Below are 15,253 nucleotides of genomic sequence, written 5' to 3' on the forward strand. Positions count from 1 at the left end.
GATAAGGAATACCTTTGAAAAAAATAATAATGATGTCAAATTCAATTGTCCACATCCTAAATAACGATTGTCCCCATTGTCTTAAAGGCAAAGTTTTCAAAGAAAAAAATATTTTCTTGAATATTGGCTTTCCTAAAATGTATGAGTATTGCTCGAACTGTCAGTTTAAATTCGAAAAAGAACCTGGCTATTTCTTTGGCGCGATGTATGTCAATTATGGCTTAACAGTAGCACAAGGTATAGCGACCTATCTTGTTGCCCAATTCTTCTTTAAGGAAAATTTTGATTTAAGAATCATTCCAATTATTGCTATTGTCATTATTGCAATGTCTTCTTTCAACATTCGACTTTCCAGGTTATTGTGGATTTACATGTTTAAAAATTATTCTATTTAAAATAATTTCCTTCTGTCATAAAACTGTTATCTTAGCAAGAGCAAATCCTTAAATCATGAAACAGTTACTGCTCTTCTTTTTTTTATTTTCTGCTGCATTTGTGAATGCACAAGATAAAAAAGGACAATCAAAAACTCAGATTGTCGAAGCTGCTTGTGGGCAATGCCAGTTTAAAATAAAAGGCCACGGTTGTGATTTGGCCGTTCGTATTGATGGAAATAGTTATTTTGTTGACGGAACTTCTATAGATTCCCACGGTGATGCCCATGCCGACGATGGCTTTTGTGCTGCAATTAGAAAAGCAGAAGTGGCTGGCAAAATTGTAGACAATCGCTTTAAAGCGACCTTTTTTAAATTGCTTCCCAAAAAATCCAAAAGCAAATAGTTCTAAACCAACCATGATAGAACCATCGTCCTCATAGCATTTTGAAGAGAAAAGGATAAAGGCAGAACACTCATGATGAAAACATAAAACGCCTGGCTCCTAAAAGGCATTCTGATAAATCCTAAAAAAATAGTATTTTTGCGGCCTAATTTAAACTAATCCATAAAAGTGGATAGTTCTAAATTTTAAACTTAAACAAAAAAATATGAAAGCATACGTATTTCCAGGTCAAGGCGCACAATTCACAGGAATGGGTAAAGACTTATATGAAAACTCTCCTCTAGCAAAGGAACTGTTCGAGAAAGCAAACGAAATTTTAGGTTTCCGCATCACAGATATCATGTTTGAAGGAACAGGCGAAGAATTGAAAGAAACCAAAGTTACACAACCCGCAGTTTTCTTGCATTCGGTGATTTTGGCAAAAACGTTAGGTGAAGATTTCAAACCAGAAATGGTAGCGGGACATTCACTAGGGGAGTTCTCTGCTTTAGTAGCAAATGGAGCTTTGTCTTTTGAAGATGGATTACGATTGGTTTCTCAACGTGCTTTAGCGATGCAAAAGGCATGTGAAATAAAACCTTCGACTATGGCAGCAGTTTTAGGATTGGCAGACAACATTGTGGAAGACGTTTGTGCTTCGATAGACGGAATTGTGGTAGCGGCCAATTATAATTGTCCAGGACAATTAGTGATCTCGGGAGAAACATCAGCAGTAGAAAAAGCCTGTGAAGCGATGAAAGCAGCGGGTGCAAAACGTGCTTTATTATTGCCGGTTGGTGGCGCTTTTCACTCTCCAATGATGGAGCCTGCAAGAGAAGAACTGGCAGCTGCTATTGAAGCTACTACTTTTGCTGTTCCTATTTGTCCAGTATATCAAAATGTGACTGCAAACGCAGTTTCTGACCCGGGCGAAATCAAAAAAAATCTAATTATACAATTGACCGCTCCTGTAAAGTGGACACAATCCGTACAACAAATGATAAAAGACGGAGCAACTTTGTTTACTGAAGTTGGCCCTGGAAAAGTTTTGGCAGGATTGATTAGTAAAATTGATAAAGAAGCAGTTACGACTAATGCTTAATTAGTATCCATTTTCAGCAATGGAAATCGTTTACAAATAGGATCCTCATAAACAGAAGTTTGTGAGGTTTTTTTTTTTATCTTTATAAATTGAGTACAAATCAATATTAATTTACTTAAAACAAATAAAAATGAAAAAAGCACTTTTAGTATTAGCATGTATTGGCATTTTATCGACTTCTTGTAAAAAAGAAACAAAGGACGAAGTAAAAGAGGCTACCGAAGCAGTTGGCAATGAAATGGAAGAAGCTATAGATACCGCAGCTGTAAAAGTTGACGCCGCAGCTGATTCAACTAAGGTTAAAGCTGGAGAAGTTCTTGAAAAAGGAGCTAAAAAAATGGATGAAGCTGCCGAAGAACTAAAAGAAGCAGCTAAAAAATAATTCCAAAAAAGCTATTGTTGGACTACCTTCTGACATCTTTTAAGAGACGATAGCACTTTGGCTACACAATTGCTATCTGTCAATCGTCTTATCGAATAAATCCGATTAACAAACAAGCGATTGAGAATAGAACCATCTCTATTCAACAATCGCTTGTTTTTTAAATTTTCAAAATAGCTACCTTGCATTTTTCACATATCCTTAAAAAAACATGTATCCAGACGGTAGTCTAGATTGGGTACATTTATTTCCTATTTTTCTGTTCCCATTTCCAGGCGCTAGCCATAGCTTCCTCCAACGTAGACTGCGCTTTCCAACCCAAAACTTTATTCGCTTTATCCGTATTAGCATAAGCCTCAACAACATCCCCTTCTCTACGAGCAACTATCTTATAAAGTATTTTTACACCACTTACTTTTTCGAAAGTATGGATAACTTCTAAAACTGAACTTCCGGTTCCGGTTCCCAGATTGAAGGTTTCTACTTTGGCAGTGTTTTTTTTATTCAATAATCGCTGTAAAGCAATAACATGCGCTTTCGCCAAATCGACTACATGAATATAATCCCGAATAGCCGTTCCATCAGATGTTGGGTAATCATCACCGTAAACGGATAATTCCTTGCGTAAACCGATTCCAGTTTGAGTTATAAACGGCACTAAATTTTGCGGAACACCAATAGGTAATTCCCCAATTTCAGCCGATGGATGTGAACCAATAGGATTGAAATAACGCAATAATATTGCATTTACATTAGTGACTTTAGCAGTATCTGTGATAATCTCCTCTCCTATTTGTTTCGTATTCCCATAAGGAGACATTGCCGTTTGAATAGAAGCATCTTCGGTAATTGGCATTTTTTTGGCTTGGCCATAAACGGTACAAGAAGAACTAAAAATGAAATTTGCTTCTGGTTTTTTCTGTAATTCTTGTAAAATATAGACTAACGTATTGATGTTGTTCTCATAATACAACAATGGATTTTCAACACTTTCACCTACCGCTTTTGAAGCTGCAAAATGTATAACCCCTGAAATATCACTATGTCTTTTGAAAAAATCCTGTACTTTTTCTTTATCGCGTAAATCTAACTTTTCGAAAGCGGGAACTTTTCCAGTAATGTTCTGAATTCCGTCTAAAACATTCAATGATGTATTCGATAAATTATCAACAACCACGACTTCAAAGCCTTCGTTTTGTAATTCAACAACGGTATGTGAACCAATAAAACCTAAACCTCCTGTTACTAGTATTTTCATATTTATTTTTTATCGTTTGGCGGAAATTTAAAAGCTTGTCTAGCAATTAGAAACCATTGTTTTTTTTGTTTTTGCCAAACAAGCAGTGTTCCAATTTTTATATCCTTATCAACTCCACCGTCTCTAGTATGCGCAACAAGTGCATTTCTTACTATAGCAACATCACCAACAATAGTAATTGTTTGATTTTGAAATTCAATCGTAACAAAATCGGATTCGCCGCTAACAATTTTCTCTATAAATACGGATTGATTTTCGAGATGCCCATCAGAATGTCCGTAACTTAAATCTACAGACGTTAGGTCTTTAAGCATGTTTACATCGGCATCAATCATTGCTTGACGCAAAGCCTCAACACGAGAAGCAACAGCTATTTCTTTCCTATTATTGGAACTATTTTGAGCTAAACCTGAAAATTGTAATAAAACCAGCGAAATGGTTGCGAAAAAATATTTCATTATTATTTAATTTAAAAATTCCAAGACGCTATCGGTAATAAACTTGACTTGCTCATCGTCTAATTCTGTATGCATTGGCAAAGAAATCACTTCTTTTACTAATTGATTGGTCACCGGAAAATCTTCTTCTTTATATCTCGAATCCAAATAAGCCTTCTGAGAATGTAGAGGAATTGGATAATAAATAGCGCAAGGAATTCCTTTATCTAACAAATATTGCATTAAACCATCTCTATCTGCATTTACAATACGCAATGTATACTGGTGAAAAACGTGGCAGTCACAAATATCACAAATACTAGGCGCAATTATATTTTTGTGTCCTTCAAAAGCGGTGGAATATTTTCTGGCCGCATCCTGTCTTGCATTACTGTATTGGTCTAATAAAGGCAATTTAGCATTCAAAACTGCAGCCTGAATACTGTCCAAACGCGAATTCACTCCTATTACATCATGATGGTAACGCTCGTACATACCGTGATTTACAATCCCGCGAAGTCTGTGAGCTAATGCGTCGTCATCTGTAAAAATGGCTCCACCGTCTCCGTAACACCCAAGATTTTTTGAAGGAAAAAATGAAGTGGCTCCTACATGTCCAATAGTTCCTGCTTTCTTTTTAGTTCCATCCAAAAATTTACAATTGGCACCAATGGCTTGCGCATTATCTTCGATAACATATAGATTGTATTCTTTGGCGATAGCCATAATTGCTTCCATATTGGCGGCACGACCGAACAAATGAACCGGAACAATTGCTTTTGTTTTTGCCGTAATTGCTTTTTTAATTCCCTCGATAGATATATTCATATTATACATATCTACATCGACTAAAACAGGCGTTAATTGCAATAAAGCAATCACTTCCACCGTCGCTGCAAAAGTAAAATCGGCAGTGATTACTTCATCCCCAGGCTTTAAATCCAATCCCATCATGGCAATTTGCAAAGCATCAGTTCCATTTGCACATGGAATTACATGTTTCACGCCTAGGTATTCTTCTAAAGATCTTTGGAATTGATGAACTTGAGGTCCATTGATATAAGTATTTGTGTCTAAAACTTCTTGAATAGATGCGTTTACAACGGCTGCAATTTTATCATATTGACTTTTTAAGTCAACCATTTGGATTTTTTTCATTGAAATTTTTTGTTAAAAGTTCGAAAGTTTAAGGTTTCTATAACCATCGAACACTTTCTTAAAACGAAGAACAAAAATAGTTATTTAATGAGTTCAAACCAATGAAATTAATATAAAGAAAAACGTATTTTAGCCACAAAATTTCACTGATGCTTTTTCTTTATAATCTAACGGTTCAAATTGCTGGTTTTTTATTAAAAATCGTAGCCCTTTTCAGTCCAAAAATTAAACTTTTCATAGAAGGAAGGAAACTTGTTTTCCCTACTTTGAAACAAAAAATAAAACCTTCCGATAAAACGATTTGGTTTCATGCTGCATCATTAGGCGAGTATGAGCAAGGTTTACCCGTGATTGAAAAAATTAAAGAAAAATTTCCTTTGCACAAAATTGTGGTTACATTTTTCTCGCCTTCGGGTTATGAAGTTCGCAAAAATAACACTATTGCTGATGTAACGGTCTATTTACCTTTAGACACAAAAAAAAATGCACAGGAGTTTTTACAAATCGTTCATCCTGATTTGGTATTTTTTATCAAATATGAATATTGGCCGAATTATTTAAGCGAACTCAAAAAACAAAGACGACCGACTTATTTAATTTCTGGCATTTTGAGAGAAAATCAGGCGTTCTTCAAATGGTACGGAGGATTTTACAGAAAAGCTCTGGATGCGTTCACTTATTTTTTTGTACAAAATGAAAACTCCAAAAAACTATTACTACAATTAGACAAAACCAATGTAGCCGTTTCCGGAGATACGCGTTTTGACAGGGTTGCTACTATTTTAGAAAAAGACAATACTTTGGATTTTATTGCAAATTTCAAAAACGATACTTTGACTGTTGTTATTGGCAGTTCTTGGCCAAAAGACGAACATTTATTAGTTGATTTTATAAATTCTAATAATTACAATGTCAAATTTATTATTGCGCCTCATAATATAAAAGAAGAACAGATTCAATTGCTAAAAAACAGTATTACTAGAAAAACGATTCTCTTTTCTGAAAAGGAGAATGCAGCGCTAGACCAATATGATGTTTTAATAATTAACACTATTGGTATCCTGACCAAAATCTATAGTTACGCCGATATCGCCTATGTTGGGGGCGGATTTGGAAACCCTGGAGTACATAATATCCTTGAACCAGCAACTTTTGGCGTTCCAATAGTGATAGGACCAAACTATTCCCATTTTGCCGAAGCAACTGCTCTAGTAAATATGGAAGGCTGTATTTCTGTTTCCAATAAAAAGGAACTTGATAATGCTTTAACAAATTTAATTCTAAACGAGATCGAAAGACAGGAAAGAGGACATATTTGCAACACCTTTGTACAAATGAATAAAGGCGCCACAAATGTGATTATGAGTGCCATTTAAAAAAACAAAATCATTAATCTTTTCGTATTACCAGAACTAAAAACCTTTTTATCAAAAAAAAAAAAATCAAAAAAACATTTTTATTCAAATAATCCATTCAGCAAATATTTCTCTAATTAGTACCGAAACCGGACAGCTATCAGTTAAAATTGGTTCCATAACAGCCTGTAAGAGTATTATTCATTAAATTAGCGCTATATATTTCGAACAAACGATCCTGTGGCATAATAGTTGTTACAAATGAGAATGTTGGACTTAAATATTATTTTTTAAAAAAAAAATAAAAAAATATTTTACATATTAAAAAATTTATATCTTTGCCACGAATTAATAATTAACCTTTTATATTAAATTAAGATGAAAAAAGTATTTTTAAGTTTAGCTGTTGTTGCTGTTTTAACTGTTGTATCATGTAAAAAAGCTGACGCTCCTGCTGAGGACGCTGCTGCTGTAGTTGATTCTGCTGCTGCTGTTGTTGATTCTGCTGCTGCTGTAGTTGATTCTGCTGCTGTTGTTGTTGATTCTGCTGCTGCTGCTGCTACTGATGCTGCTGCTGCTGCAACTGAAGCTGCAAAATAATTAGAACTCAAATTCTAAAAATTTTAAAGCCATCCGCTATGCGAGATGGCTTTTTTAATTATCTATATTGAAAGAATCATGAATAGATAATCCTAAAAAGAGAGCAAATGTACTTACAATTGCTCTCTTTTTTATTCAAATCAGTTTTCCTCAATCTTAATCGATGAAAACAAAATCATTTTCTGAAAAATCTAATATTTCCGACTTCGAACCGTAAAGCACAATTTCATCTATTCCTTTTTGAAGCCTTAATGAAGTAGTATATTTTCTACTCGTTGCAAAATGATTACCTCCGAACATCAATTTAAAAAAGTACTTGCCACTGGACGTTTTAAACTTTAAAAAGTCAGCCGATTCAATATCTGCTTTTAACTTTTCAATATCCTCCTCACACTCAAACTTAAGTTCGTAACTTAAACTTGTAAAAATAACTTTCCCTCTTCTAGAGGTGAAAACGAATTTATACTCATCATTATTTCTCTTACTAATCACAAAAGCCCCCATACTCCTTGAAATGAATTACATCGTTGAAGTCAAAACTGCAATGATGATGATTATTATAAAATTACATAAACACTAAAAGCAATATACTTCTACTTTTAAACATTTGTAACTAACTCCGTAAAATCTAAATGGATTTATTATAAATAAAAAAAGCTCCAAACATAGTTTGAAGCTTTTTTAGTACTCAGAGCGGGACTTGAACCCGCACGAACATTGCTGTTCACTGGATTTTAAGTCCAGCGTGTCTACCAATTTCACCATCCGAGCATTATGTGGTGTTGGAGCGAAAAACGGGGCTCGAACCCGCGACCTCGACCTTGGCAAGGTCGCGCTCTACCAACTGAGCTATTTTCGCATTTTCAATTTTTAGAAAGAACCGCGATACTTGTTCTGTATTGCGGATGCAAATTTAGGACATTTATTGAATTAAACAAGCCTTTTTTATAAAAATTTCACATATAAAAGTTAACCTTCTGATAACCTAAACATTAAAATAAATAAAATTATTTTCTGGTCAACATTCTTTTAATTTCATTGAGTTTCATCAATGCTTCCATAGGCGTAATGGTATTTATGTCTAAATTAAGAATCTCTTCTTTTATTTCCTCCAGTAAAGGATCATCCAAATTAAAGAAACTCATTTGCATTTCGTCTTTAGAAGCTTTTATTCCATTTAGCGCGTCGCTAGAATGATTCTTTTCTAATTTTTTCAAAAGCTTTTGTGCTTTCAGAATTACGATTTGCGGCATTCCCGCCATTTTCGCTACATGTATTCCAAAACTGTGAGCGCTCCCTCCTTTTATCAATTTTCGAATAAAAAGCACCGTATCTTTCAACTCTTTGACGGCCACATTATAATTCTGAATTCTAGGCAAGGATTCACTCATCTCATTTAACTCATGATAATGTGTTGCAAATAATGTTTTGGGTTTTGAAGGATGCTCGTGTAAAAACTCAGCAATTGCCCAAGCGATAGAAATTCCATCATATGTACTGGTTCCTCTTCCAATTTCATCTAATAGCACCAAACTCCTATCGGAAATGTTATTCAAGATAGAGGCTGTTTCATTCATTTCGACCATAAAAGTAGATTCTCCCATCGAAATATTATCACTTGCTCCTACTCTGGTAAATATTTTATCCACAATTCCCATTCTAACGCTATCTGCAGGAACAAAACTCCCCATTTGAGACAAGAGCACAATTAAAGCAGTTTGGCGCAAAATAGCCGATTTTCCGGACATATTCGGTCCCGTAATCATAATCAGCTGTTGCGTCTCCCTATCCAGGAAAACATTATTGGCAATATAAGGCATTCCGACAGGCAGTTGTTTTTCAATAACAGGATGCCTTCCGTTATTAATTTCCAGTTCGAATGTCTCGTCAAGTTCCGGACAAACGTATTTATTCTCAATAGCCAATTGGGTAAAAGAACACAAACAATCCAGTTGCGCAACCAAATTAGCATTCATTTGGACCGGTTTGATATAAGTGGCAATCCAACTGACCAGCTGTTCAAATAATTCTACTTCTATTTTATGAATTTTTTCTTCGGCACCAAGGATTTTGGTTTCATATTCTTTTAATTCTTCTGTAATATAACGTTCCGCATTTACCAAGGTTTGCTTTCGAATCCATTCAGAAGGAACTTTATCTTTGTGCAAGTTTCTGACTTCTATGTAATATCCAAAAACATTATTAAAAGATATTTTCAAAGACGATATCCCTGTTAATTGCGACTCCCGTTTTTCAATTCCTTCCAAGAATTCTTTACCCGAAGTCGATATTGCCCGTAAATCATCCAATTCTTCACTGATTCCTCTAGCAATAGCATTTCCTTTGGCAATAGCAACGGGCGCATCTTGATTTAAAACGGATTTTATCTTTTCACGCAATAATTCACAACTGTGTAAACTTTCACCTATCACTTTCACCGCTTCTTGCGGACTTTCTAACGCCAGCTCTTTTATTGGAATAATAGCATCCAATGATTCTTTCAGATAAACTACTTCACGAGGCGACACTTTTCCGGCTGCAATTTTTGAAATCAAACGTTCTAAATCTGAAATTTGTTTGATTTGCTTCTGAATATTTTTTAAAACATCTTGATTTTCTTTCAAATAAGAAACAACCTGATGACGACTTTTTATCTTAGCACTATCTTTTAAAGGAAGTGCCAACCATCTTTTTAACAATCGTCCGCCCATTGGCGAAAGCGTTTTATCAATCACATCAAGAAGCGTAACCGCATTTGGATTATAACTATGATACAATTCCAAGTTACGGATCGTAAATCGATCCATCCAAACGTAAGCATCTTCGGCTATTCGCTGAATTGCGGTGATATGTTGGACTCTATTGTGTTGTGTTTCTGATAAATAATACAAAATGGCTCCCGAAGCAATAATTCCTTCTTTCAATTCCTCGATTCCAAATCCTTTTAAAGAGGTAGTTTGAAAATGCTTAGTTATGGTTTCGAATGCATAATCCTCCTTATAAATCCAATCTTCCAGGTAAAAATTATGATAATCATCCCCGAAAATTTCTCGAAAATCACTCTTATTATTTTTTGGAATTAAAACTTCGCTTGGATTGAAATTCTGCAATAACTTATCAATGTATTCCGCATTGCCTTGCGCTGTAAGAAATTCACCTGTAGAAACATCCAAAAAAGAAACCCCAATTGATTTCTTTGTAAAAAAAACTGAGGCTAAAAAATTATTGGTTTTAGATTGTAAAACCTCATCGTTCATAGAAACACCCGGAGTTACTAATTCCGTAACACCTCGTTTTACAATAGTTTTAGTCATTTTCGGATCTTCGAGCTGATCACAAATCGCCACACGAAGCCCCGCTTTAACCAGCTTTGGTAAATAGGTATTCAAAGAATGATGCGGAAAACCCGCCAGAGCTGTTTCGGTCTCAGAACCTGCTCCTCGTTTGGTTAAAACAATTCCTAAAATTTTCGAAGCCCTTACGGCATCCTCTCCAAAAGTTTCATAAAAATCTCCTACCCGAAACAGTAAACAAGCATCAGGATATTTCCTTTTAATCTCATTATACTGCTTCATTAAAGGCGTTTCTTTAACCGTTTTATCTTTAGATACCAACTTATTTTATATTTAATAAATGAAAAAAAATGTGTCAGCGAATTTATATATTTTATAGCGAATAACTATCACTTCAAAAATTAAAATATTTTTAAGGAAAATTTAAGATGTAATTTCTATTTTTTCTATAGATTTGTCTTTAATTCTTAAATCAAAACTGACATGAAAAAAATATTTACTCTAGCGATGCTAGTAGTTTTAGGAGTTACAGCTTCTAACGCACAAGAAACATCAAAGGTTACAAAAAAAATAAAAGCTGCAACTACTAAAGTAAGTGGCGCTGGAATGGTTTTTGTAAACGAAGTTATTGACTACGGGACTATTGCACATAATGCAGATGGGAAACGTGAGTTTGTTTTTACTAATAATGGTACCAAACCATTAATCATTACAAATGCCCAAGGTTCTTGTGGTTGCACAGTGCCAACGAGCCCAAAAGAACCGATTGCACCGGGTGCAAAAGGAGTTATTGGTGTAAAATATGCTACTGATAGAGTTGGTGCATTTACAAAAACGGTAACAATTACTTCAAATGCTGAAGGACAGCCTACCAAAGTACTTACAATAAAAGGAACTGTTTTAGCAGATAATGCAAAGAGCTAAATTCTAAATTAATTATAACAAAAAAAGCTTCCCTAATTTCGGAAGCTTTTTTTATTAAAAACAAACCTGAAAAAACATGAGAAAACTGGAAAACAGCGAACTCGAAAGAAAATCTATTGAAGCTTTTAAAGAATCTGAAAAAACACCTCTAATTTTAGTCTTGGATAATATCCGCAGTTTGCATAATATTGGGTCTGTATTTAGAACTGCCGATGCTTTTTTAATAGAAAAAATATACTTGTGCGGAATAACTGCAACACCTCCAAACAAAGAAATTCATAAAACGGCACTTGGAGCAACCGAAACCGTGGCTTGGGAACATAACGAAAACGTTCTTGAGGTTATTAAAAAATTAAAGAAGGAAAACATTACTACATATGCAATTGAGCAAGTAGAAAATGCTATTTTTCTTCAAAATTTTGAAATTGAAAAGAACAAAAAATATGCTCTAGTTTTTGGAAACGAAGTTTATGGAGTTTCACAAGAAGCGGTTGCATTGTGCGATGGTTGTATCGAAATCCCGCAATTAGGAACCAAACATTCTTTAAACATCTCAGTAAGTGCAGGTATTGTGGTTTGGGATTTATTTCAAAAATTAAACTGGCCGAAATAATTTTTTTTTTAAAATAAGAAAAGTAATACTTTTATCGCATGAGAATTTATCATTTTTTGAAAACAACTTTAGTTTTTTTATTTTTTGTCCAGATGGCAGCACATCCAGCTACTTCATTTTATTTTACAAAAAAAAACAATGCTGCTTTCACAAAAGATAGTATAAATTCTTTGACCAAAAATCCCATTACAAGTCCACTTTCATCATCAATTTTAGATATAGCACCCAAAATTATAGCTACAGGCAATCAAATCTATTGCCCGGGAACTTCCTTAAAAATAGTAAACGATGTTGTCATAACAGATGCTGATGACACCGGTACAAATGCTATTTACATACAGATCTCTTCAGGTTATGTAAACGGACAAGATCAATTAACCCTTACGGGCTTTCATCCCACTATTACTACAAGCTGGGATATAAGTGCCGGAAAATTAAAATTATCCGGTGCAATATCGGGTGCTGAGATATCCTACGCTGATTTTATGGCTGCAATAAAAGATGTTGAATTCAGTAATTCATCGGCTGCACCGTCAGGTATCCGAAATTTCTCGATCAGTATAGGTCAGGCAAATTATTTACCAAGAAATGGTCACTATTATGAATTTGTTCCTAATCTTGGTATTAGCTGGACTGCCGCAAAAGTTGCTGCCGAAACAAGCTCTTATTACGGAATGCAAGGCTATTTGGCAACAATCACGGCTAGTGATGAGGCAAAAATATCTGGAGAACAAGCCTCAGGAGCTGGATGGATTGGCGGTAGCGACGCTGGAACAGAAGGAATTTGGAAATGGATGACTGGACCCGAGCTTGGAAATCTCTTTTCATTTACTTTTTGGAATTCCAATGAGCCCAACAACGTGAATAACAATGAGCATTATGCTCACATCACAGCACCTGGAGTAGGCACAAGAGGTTCTTGGAACGACTTGCCCGATTCTGGCGACCCAACCGGACCGTATCAACCTAAAGGATATATAGTCGAATATGGTGGCATGCCAGGAGATCCTATTCTTGAAATTGCCGCTAGCACAACCATAACAATACCCCAAATAACAGGGACGACATCCGCGTCAAGATGTGGATCAGGAACAGTTATGCTTCAAGCAACCGCATCCAACGGAACAATAAAATGGTATGACGCAGCAATAAATGGAAATTTACTGACAACCGGCAATAGTTATACTACACCTTCATTATCAATCACTACTACCTATTATGTAGAAGTTGAATGTCCAATGTCAAGAATACCTGTTGTAGCTACTGTAAACACTATTCCTTCTATTACATCTACCAACACTCCGGTTTCCAGATGTGGTGCCGGATCTGTAACACTCCTAGCAACCGCAAATATTGGCACCATCAACTGGTATTCTACCCCAACTGGCGGAACTATTGAAGCAACAGGAACAAGTTTTACATTGCCAAATAACACTGCAAGTACAACCTATTATGCGGAAGCAGTAAATAACGGATGTGTTTCAATGAATAGAAATCCCATCGACATTATCATCTACACACCACCAGTTGTTACTCCTCAAGAGGTTGTACTCTGTAAATTAGGTGTCGTAACACTAGACGCTTCACTTTTTGGCATGACGTATTTATGGTCTACTGGTGAAACAACTCCCGAAATTGTCGTTTCTACACCAGGAAACTACACTGTCAATGTAACAAGTCCAGCCCCAGAAAACTGCACTAGCACAAAAAATATCACTGTCATAGAACACAACACCCCCGAAATAGACCGTATCGACGTCAATGAAAGCACTGTTGTCATCTATTTAAAGCAGGAAGAAGTTTACTTTGAATATTCTGTTGACGGAATTAATTACCAAAGTTCAAATGTTTTTTTTAATGTACCAAGTGGATTTCAAACTGCTTATGTGAGGGAAATAAACTACTGCAGTTCGGATACAGAAAATTTTATTGTTCTTATTATCCCTAAATTTTTCACTCCAAACAATGATACTTACAATGATTTTTGGGAAGTAAAAGGATTAATTAACTACCCTGAAGCCGAAGTGAATATATTTGACCGCTATGGAAAACTAATCACCCAATTAAATGCGTCAAAACTAACTTGGGACGGAACATTGAACAAAAATCTACTCCCAGCATCCGATTATTGGTATGTCTTAAAAATCGACAATACAAGACCCGAGTTCAGAGGTCATTTTTCACTTAAAAGATAAATTTTCAAATTTTAGTCCGCCAATCTTTTGCTGGATTTCACTTAAAATATACAAATAATCTTCTTGATTTTTTACAAAGTCCCGATCAGACACATCAATAATTAGAACATTCAGTTCCGTCTGCGATTTAATGTAATCAAGATAACCATTATTTATTTTATCTAGATACTCTGCTGGAATCTTTTGTTCGTAGCTTCTTCCTCTTTTTTTAATATTTTGCAACAACCGTTCTGAATTTTGGTATAAATAAATATATAAATCCGGTTTTGGCATTTCTCTGTAAATAATATCAAACAAGTTTCGATACAAACGGTATTCGTCTTCAGCCAGTGTTATTTTAGCAAAAATTAAAGACTTAAAGATATGATAATCGGCCACTAAAAAATCTTTAAACAAATCAAACTGAGCTAAATCATCTGTTAACTGTTGGTATCTGTCAGCAAGAAATGACATTTCAAGCGGAAAAGCATACCGATTTTGATCTTTATAGAATTTAGGTAAAAATGGATTATCCGCGAAGCGCTCCAAAACTGTTTTTGCATTAAAATCTTCAGAAATTTTGGTCGCTAAAGTTGTTTTTCCTGCCCCAATATTCCCTTCAAAAGCAACATAATTAAATTGCTCCAAAGGAATACTTTGTAAAGGATTTTCTAAATTTTGTATAATTTTGCAAACGCTTTGATCCGAACAGACTTCAAGCAATTCTGAAATTGTTTTTTTTAAAACAGGGTGCTTCCAGTCTAAATTCAAATCCTGTATTGGCAACAAAACAAATTTTCGGTTCTGCATCATTGGATGTGGAATTTGAAGCTTTTCGGTTTCAATAACTACTGAGTCGAAAGTAATCAAATCAATATCTATACTTCTAGATTGATAGCCTAATTCTTCACTGCGAATCCGTCCCAATCTTTTTTCAATTTTCAAAACCTGAGACAGAATTTTATTTGCCGAACTAAAAGTGTGGATTACCAATGCGCAATTGTAGAATGCATCGCTATCAAAACCCCAAGACGGTGTTTCATATAGCTTTGAAACTTTAACTACCGTTCCAACTTCCTGGTGTATCAATTGCAGGCAACGCTCGATGTTTTCTAATCGGTTGCCTTGATTGCTTCCTATCGATAAAATAACTTGATGTTGTGATTTCATATTAAGCACAAATTAACTAAAAGAATTT

15 protein-coding genes and 2 tRNA genes are annotated in these 15,253 nt (G+C 35.0%); 9 read left to right on the forward strand and 8 right to left on the reverse strand.

Features of this window, described 5'->3' with window-relative positions:
• Window positions 1-29 precede the first annotated feature (29 nt).
• From ACNQGN_RS04660 to ACNQGN_RS04675, 4 genes are all read left to right on the forward strand, one after another.
• Entirely contained in the window at window positions 30-395 is a 366-nt protein-coding gene (locus ACNQGN_RS04660) for a DUF983 domain-containing protein (RefSeq protein WP_417986688.1), read from the forward strand.
• Window positions 396-450: 55 nt separating this feature from the next.
• The gene (locus tag ACNQGN_RS04665; RefSeq protein ID WP_417986689.1) at window positions 451-780 is read left to right on the forward strand and encodes a DUF6370 family protein; all 330 of its coding nucleotides are present in this window, start codon (window positions 451-453) and stop codon (window positions 778-780) included.
• 205 nt (window positions 781-985) lie between these two features.
• Window positions 986-1,861: an ACP S-malonyltransferase gene (gene fabD, locus ACNQGN_RS04670; RefSeq protein ID WP_417986690.1), complete on the forward strand. Its 876-nt coding sequence runs from the start codon at window positions 986-988 to the stop codon at window positions 1,859-1,861.
• A 130-nt stretch (window positions 1,862-1,991) separates the two neighbouring features.
• Window positions 1,992-2,243 carry a hypothetical protein gene (locus tag ACNQGN_RS04675; RefSeq protein ID WP_417986691.1) on the forward strand — a complete coding sequence of 84 codons (252 nt, stop codon included), beginning with the start codon at window positions 1,992-1,994 and terminating at the stop codon, window positions 2,241-2,243.
• Between the two features lie 244 nt (window positions 2,244-2,487).
• Here the strand turns inward: ACNQGN_RS04675 and galE are convergent, their stop codons facing one another.
• From galE to ACNQGN_RS04690, 3 genes are read right to left on the reverse strand one after another with little or no spacing between them, the layout of a single operon-like run.
• A complete protein-coding gene (gene galE / locus ACNQGN_RS04680; RefSeq protein ID WP_417986692.1) occupies window positions 2,488-3,501 on the reverse strand; it encodes a UDP-glucose 4-epimerase GalE in 1,014 nt (337 codons plus the stop codon).
• Window positions 3,502-3,503: 2 nt separating this feature from the next.
• On the reverse strand, window positions 3,504-3,959 hold the full coding sequence (locus ACNQGN_RS04685; protein ID WP_417986693.1) for a nuclear transport factor 2 family protein: 456 nt from the start codon (window positions 3,957-3,959) through the stop codon (window positions 3,504-3,506).
• A gap of 6 nt (window positions 3,960-3,965) precedes the next feature.
• Window positions 3,966-5,096 carry a DegT/DnrJ/EryC1/StrS family aminotransferase gene (locus tag ACNQGN_RS04690; protein WP_417986694.1) on the reverse strand — a complete coding sequence of 377 codons (1,131 nt, stop codon included), beginning with the start codon at window positions 5,094-5,096 and terminating at the stop codon, window positions 3,966-3,968.
• Between the two features lie 149 nt (window positions 5,097-5,245).
• On the opposite strand from ACNQGN_RS04690, the gene ACNQGN_RS04695 reads away from it, so the two are divergent.
• Both ACNQGN_RS04695 and ACNQGN_RS04700 read left to right on the forward strand, forming a co-directional pair.
• Window positions 5,246-6,472: a 3-deoxy-D-manno-octulosonic acid transferase gene (locus tag ACNQGN_RS04695; protein ID WP_417986695.1), complete on the forward strand. Its 1,227-nt coding sequence runs from the start codon at window positions 5,246-5,248 to the stop codon at window positions 6,470-6,472.
• Window positions 6,473-6,829: 357 nt separating this feature from the next.
• A complete protein-coding gene (locus ACNQGN_RS04700) occupies window positions 6,830-7,051 on the forward strand; it encodes a PG1828 family lipoprotein (RefSeq protein ID WP_417986696.1) in 222 nt (73 codons plus the stop codon).
• A 156-nt stretch (window positions 7,052-7,207) separates the two neighbouring features.
• Here ACNQGN_RS04700 and ACNQGN_RS04705 read toward each other — a convergent pair whose 3' ends face one another.
• The 4 genes from ACNQGN_RS04705 to mutS all read right to left on the reverse strand — a co-directional run bounded on the left by ACNQGN_RS04705 (window position 7,208) and on the right by mutS (window position 10,626).
• Window positions 7,208-7,555, reverse strand: a complete 348-nt coding sequence (locus ACNQGN_RS04705) for a DUF1508 domain-containing protein (protein ID WP_417986697.1) — start codon at window positions 7,553-7,555, stop codon at window positions 7,208-7,210.
• A gap of 181 nt (window positions 7,556-7,736) precedes the next feature.
• Window positions 7,737-7,822, reverse strand: a tRNA-Leu gene (locus tag ACNQGN_RS04710).
• A gap of 12 nt (window positions 7,823-7,834) precedes the next feature.
• Window positions 7,835-7,910 (reverse strand) — tRNA-Gly (locus ACNQGN_RS04715).
• Between the two features lie 148 nt (window positions 7,911-8,058).
• Window positions 8,059-10,626 (reverse strand): DNA mismatch repair protein MutS, encoded by a 2,568-nt coding sequence (mutS, locus tag ACNQGN_RS04720; protein ID WP_417986847.1) that lies wholly within the window; start codon window positions 10,624-10,626, stop codon window positions 8,059-8,061.
• A 201-nt stretch (window positions 10,627-10,827) separates the two neighbouring features.
• Here mutS and ACNQGN_RS04725 point away from each other — a divergent pair, with 201 nt between their 5' ends.
• The 3 genes from ACNQGN_RS04725 to ACNQGN_RS04735 all read left to right on the forward strand — a co-directional run bounded on the left by ACNQGN_RS04725 (window position 10,828) and on the right by ACNQGN_RS04735 (window position 14,076).
• Window positions 10,828-11,268: a DUF1573 domain-containing protein gene (locus tag ACNQGN_RS04725; protein WP_417986698.1), complete on the forward strand. Its 441-nt coding sequence runs from the start codon at window positions 10,828-10,830 to the stop codon at window positions 11,266-11,268.
• A gap of 76 nt (window positions 11,269-11,344) precedes the next feature.
• Complete coding sequence (locus tag ACNQGN_RS04730; RefSeq protein WP_417986699.1) at window positions 11,345-11,881, forward strand: RNA methyltransferase; 537 nt, start codon at window positions 11,345-11,347, stop codon at window positions 11,879-11,881.
• Window positions 11,882-11,973: 92 nt separating this feature from the next.
• Window positions 11,974-14,076 carry an Ig-like domain-containing protein gene (locus tag ACNQGN_RS04735; RefSeq protein WP_417986700.1) on the forward strand — a complete coding sequence of 701 codons (2,103 nt, stop codon included), beginning with the start codon at window positions 11,974-11,976 and terminating at the stop codon, window positions 14,074-14,076.
• On the opposite strand, the gene folK is transcribed toward ACNQGN_RS04735, so the two are convergent.
• The gene (gene folK / locus ACNQGN_RS04740; protein WP_417986701.1) at window positions 14,062-15,225 is read right to left on the reverse strand and encodes a 2-amino-4-hydroxy-6-hydroxymethyldihydropteridine diphosphokinase; all 1,164 of its coding nucleotides are present in this window, start codon (window positions 15,223-15,225) and stop codon (window positions 14,062-14,064) included. The two genes, ACNQGN_RS04735 and folK, sit on opposite strands and share 15 nt — an antisense overlap.
• Window positions 15,226-15,253: the final 28 nt, after the last annotated feature.

It is taken from the genome of Flavobacterium rhamnosi, assembly GCF_048286515.1.
In the GTDB taxonomy this organism is placed as follows: domain Bacteria; phylum Bacteroidota; class Bacteroidia; order Flavobacteriales; family Flavobacteriaceae; genus Flavobacterium.

Coding starts and splice junctions, on each gene's coding strand:
- ACNQGN_RS04705 (WP_417986697.1), bottom strand. CDS start 7,555: ATGGGGGCTTTTGTGATTAGTAAGAGAAATAATGATGAGTATAAATTC.
- ACNQGN_RS04690 (WP_417986694.1), bottom strand. CDS start 5,096: ATGAAAAAAATCCAAATGGTTGACTTAAAAAGTCAATATGATAAAATT.
- ACNQGN_RS04735 (WP_417986700.1), top strand. CDS start 11,974: ATGGCAGCACATCCAGCTACTTCATTTTATTTTACAAAAAAAAACAAT.
- mutS (WP_417986847.1), bottom strand. CDS start 10,626: ATGAAGCAGTATAATGAGATTAAAAGGAAATATCCTGATGCTTGTTTA.
- ACNQGN_RS04665 (WP_417986689.1), top strand. CDS start 451: ATGAAACAGTTACTGCTCTTCTTTTTTTTATTTTCTGCTGCATTTGTG.
- galE (WP_417986692.1), bottom strand. CDS start 3,501: ATGAAAATACTAGTAACAGGAGGTTTAGGTTTTATTGGTTCACATACC.
- ACNQGN_RS04660 (WP_417986688.1), top strand. CDS start 30: ATGATGTCAAATTCAATTGTCCACATCCTAAATAACGATTGTCCCCAT.
- ACNQGN_RS04685 (WP_417986693.1), bottom strand. CDS start 3,959: ATGAAATATTTTTTCGCAACCATTTCGCTGGTTTTATTACAATTTTCA.
- ACNQGN_RS04695 (WP_417986695.1), top strand. CDS start 5,246: ATGCTTTTTCTTTATAATCTAACGGTTCAAATTGCTGGTTTTTTATTA.
- folK (WP_417986701.1), bottom strand. CDS start 15,225: ATGAAATCACAACATCAAGTTATTTTATCGATAGGAAGCAATCAAGGC.
- ACNQGN_RS04700 (WP_417986696.1), top strand. CDS start 6,830: ATGAAAAAAGTATTTTTAAGTTTAGCTGTTGTTGCTGTTTTAACTGTT.
- fabD (WP_417986690.1), top strand. CDS start 986: ATGAAAGCATACGTATTTCCAGGTCAAGGCGCACAATTCACAGGAATG.
- ACNQGN_RS04675 (WP_417986691.1), top strand. CDS start 1,992: ATGAAAAAAGCACTTTTAGTATTAGCATGTATTGGCATTTTATCGACT.
- ACNQGN_RS04730 (WP_417986699.1), top strand. CDS start 11,345: ATGAGAAAACTGGAAAACAGCGAACTCGAAAGAAAATCTATTGAAGCT.
- ACNQGN_RS04725 (WP_417986698.1), top strand. CDS start 10,828: ATGAAAAAAATATTTACTCTAGCGATGCTAGTAGTTTTAGGAGTTACA.